This is a genomic window from Ralstonia sp. TCR112 (assembly GCF_007997035.1).
In the GTDB taxonomy this organism is placed as follows: domain Bacteria; phylum Pseudomonadota; class Gammaproteobacteria; order Burkholderiales; family Burkholderiaceae; genus Ralstonia; species Ralstonia edaphi.
In genome coordinates, this window is record NZ_VOSS01000181.1 from 1 (window position 1) to 3,358 (window position 3,358).

At 64.1% G+C, this 3,358-nt stretch carries 2 protein-coding genes and 1 pseudogene; all 3 read right to left on the reverse strand.

Going from position 1 to position 3,358, the window contains the following annotated elements; all coding sequences use genetic code 11:
- Positions 1-64: 64 nt before the first annotated feature.
- Positions 65-867 (reverse strand): annotated as a pseudogene (locus FUT88_RS25095) (ABC transporter ATP-binding protein).
- A gap of 18 nt (positions 868-885) precedes the next feature.
- Entirely contained in the window at positions 886-1,737 is an 852-nt protein-coding gene (ntrB, locus tag FUT88_RS25100) for a nitrate ABC transporter permease (RefSeq protein ID WP_147219248.1), read from the reverse strand.
- Positions 1,738-1,800: 63 nt separating this feature from the next.
- Positions 1,801-3,081, reverse strand: a complete 1,281-nt coding sequence (locus FUT88_RS25105) for a CmpA/NrtA family ABC transporter substrate-binding protein (protein ID WP_147219250.1) — start codon at positions 3,079-3,081, stop codon at positions 1,801-1,803.
- Positions 3,082-3,358 lie beyond the last annotated feature (277 nt).

Here is a 3,358-nt window from a genome sequence, read left to right on the forward strand (position 1 = left end):
CGGCAGGGGATGAAACAGGGGATGGACCACCAAGTTAAAACAACAAAACCATCCCCCAAGCAAATCAGGCAGCCTCCGCCACCGGATGCCTCTGCTTCCGATAAAGAAAATCCAACACCGCCGTCCGACACGCGTGATAAGTCGCATCCTCCGCCAACGCCATCCGATCCCGCGGCCGCGGCAAGTCCACCGTCAACACCTCACCAATCGTCGCAGCCGGCCCATTCGTCATCATCACGATGCGATCCGCCAGCAGCACCGCCTCATCCACATCGTGGGTCACCATCACCACCGTGCTGGCGGTCGCCGCCACGATCTTCAGCAACTCATCCTGCAGATGCGCCCGCGTGAGCGCATCCAGCGCCCCAAACGGCTCATCCATCAGCAACACCTTCGGCTCCATGGACAACGCCCGCGCAATCCCCACCCGCTGTTTCATCCCGCCCGAGATTTCATGCGGATGCTTCTGCTCGGCATGCGACAAGCCCACCAGCGCCAGCGCCGCATGCGTGCGATCACGCAACTGCGCCTTGGTCTCGGTCTTGCCGAAGACCGCTCGACGGCCAGATACACGTTGTCAAAGCACGTGAGCCACGGCAACAGCGAGTGGTTCTGAAACACCACCGCGCGATCCGGTCCCGGCCCGGCAATCTCGCGCTCGGCAAGGATCAATCCACCCGTGGTCGGCCGCGTGAGGCCGGCAATGAGATTGAGCAACGTTGATTTGCCGCAGCCCGAGTGCCCGATGAGCGCGATGCACTCACCGCGCGCCACCGTCAGGTCGATGTCGCGCAGGGCGACGAACGGGCCGCGCTTGGTCTTGAACGTCTGCCCGACGTTTTCAATGCGCAGGAATTTGTCTGTCATGGCGCTCCCCCAATGTCCTCAAACCGCGTCGTACGAGAAGCGCCGCGCAATCGCCAGCAGCGCGTGCTCGAGCAGCAAGCCCACCACACCAATCACGAAGATGGCGATGACGATGTGCTCGACCTTCAGGTTGTTCCACTCATCCCACAGCCAGAAGCCGATGCCGACGCCGCCGGTGAGCATTTCCGCCGCCACGATCACCAGCCAAGCCGTGCCGATGGACAGCCGCACGCCCGTCAGCATGTACGGCAGCACCGCCGGAAACAGCACGCGCGTGAACACCTTCCATTCGGACAGGTTCAGCACGCGCGCCACGTTCAGGTAGTCCTGCGGCACGCGCGTCACGCCCACGGCAGTGTTGATCACCATCGGCCAGATCGAGCAGATGAAGATCGCCCAGATGGCCGCCGGGTTGGCCGACTTGAACAGCAGCAGCCCGATCGGCAGCCACGCCAGCGGCGACACCGGCCGCAGCAGGCTGATGATGGGCGAGGCCATCGCATTGAGAAACGCAAAGCGCCCGATCAGGAAGCCCGCCGGAATGCCGATGACGGCCGCCATGCCAAAGCCCGCACCCACGCGCGCCAGTGACGCGAGCACGTTCCAGCCCACGCCCTGGTCATTCGGGCCATTGCGATAGAACGGATCAGCAAACAGCGCGACGGCCGCTTTCCACGTCACCGCCGGTGTCGGCAGTGCAGGGATGGCCGTGGCAATGCCCTGCCACGCCAGCACAAACAGCACGAAACCCAGCACGGGCGGAAAGCCCCGCACCACGGCGGCGACAAACCAGTCGCGCGCAATAAGGCGGCGACGTTCAGGGGCGGCGTCGGACTGCACGCCGGACAACGTTTTGACGAGCGTGTTCATGTCGGGCTCCATCGATGTGAGGGACCGCAATCAGAAATTCGGAAGTTCAGGAGGACAGCGGCGTCAGGCTTTCAGCTTGAAGCCGTCCGCATACGCAGCAGGGTTCTTCGCATCCCACACCACGCCGTCGATCAACTTGGCCGTGCGCATGTCGCTCTTGGGCAGCGGCGTGCCGCTGGCCGTTGCCGCCTGCTTGAAGATGTCGATGCGGTTGACCTGCTTGGCGACGGCCAGGTAATCCGGATGCGCCTTCAGCAAGCCCCAGCGCTTGTGCTGCGTGAGGAACCACATGCCGTCCGACAGGTACGGGAAATTGACCGCGCCGTCGTGGTAGAAGCGCATCGGGTCCGGGTCGTCCCACGTCTTGCCGAGGCCATTGGTGTAGCGGCCGAGCATGCGGTCGAGAATGATGTCCATGTCGGTGTTGACGTAGGACTTGGCGGCGATGGTCTCGGCCGTCTTGCGGCGATTCGATGCCGACGCATCGATGAACTTGCTCGCCTCCAGCACTGCGGCGGTGAGCGCACGCGCCGTGTTCGGATACTTCTGCACGAACTCCGCCGTGGTGCCGAGCACCTTCTCCGGGTGGTCTTTCCAGATGGCCTGTGTTGTCTCGGCGGTAAAGCCGATGTTGTCTGCAATCGCGCGGGCACCCCACGGCTCGCCCACGCAGTAGCCATCCATGTTGCCCACGCGCATGTTCGCGACCATCTGCGGCGGCGGCACGGTGATCGCCTTCGCATCCTGCAGCGGGTGGATGCCGTGGGCGGCCAGCCAGTAGTACAGCCACATCGCATGCGTGCCGGTCGGGAAGGTCTGGGCGAAGACGTATTCGCGCTTCTCCTTGGTCATGACCGCGCGCAGCGATGCGCCGTCCTTGACGCCCGCTTCCTTGAGCTTGTTCGACAGCGTGATCGCCTGGCCGTTGTTGTTGAGCGTCATCAGCACGGCCATGTCTTTCTTGGGGCCGCCAATGCCGAGCTGCACACCGTAGATCAGGCCGTACAGCACGTGCGCCGCATCCAGGTCGCCCGATACCAGCTTGTCGCGCACGCCGGCCCACGAGGCTTCTTTCGACGGCGTGATCTTGATGCCGTACTTCTTGTCGATGCCGAGCGTGGACGCCATGACCACCGAAGCGCAGTCCGTGAGCGGGATGAAGCCGACCTTCAGCTCCGTCTTCTCGGGCGCATCGGAACCGGCGGCCCAGGCGCCGGCGCGCACCAGCGGATCGATCAATGCCACGGCACTGCCTCCTGCAATCGTCGCCGCGGCTTTCATGATGCTGCGGCGCTTCGGGTTGATCGGGTTGACGAGAGCGTCGGTCTTGTCTGGCGCGGCCATCCATGGCTCCAAAGAAAAGGCGTCCCGACGCGCGCCATCGCCCATCGCCAAGGAAGGGTCGCAGAGCCGTGCGTCGGGACGCCGTTGTCCCATGCCGATACCCACGTTGGCACCGGCTTCGCAGCGACACTTGCAAGGGGTATGCCAACGTTGCGCGATGGGTCTCGGCTATCCGAGTTCGGAGCGCCGCGCGCCGAGCTTTTTTCTCGGCGTTCCGAGCTCGGAGCTCGGCGCATGAGGCTTTTAGCTCGGCCGTTGAGGCTCGGAGCTCGGCGCG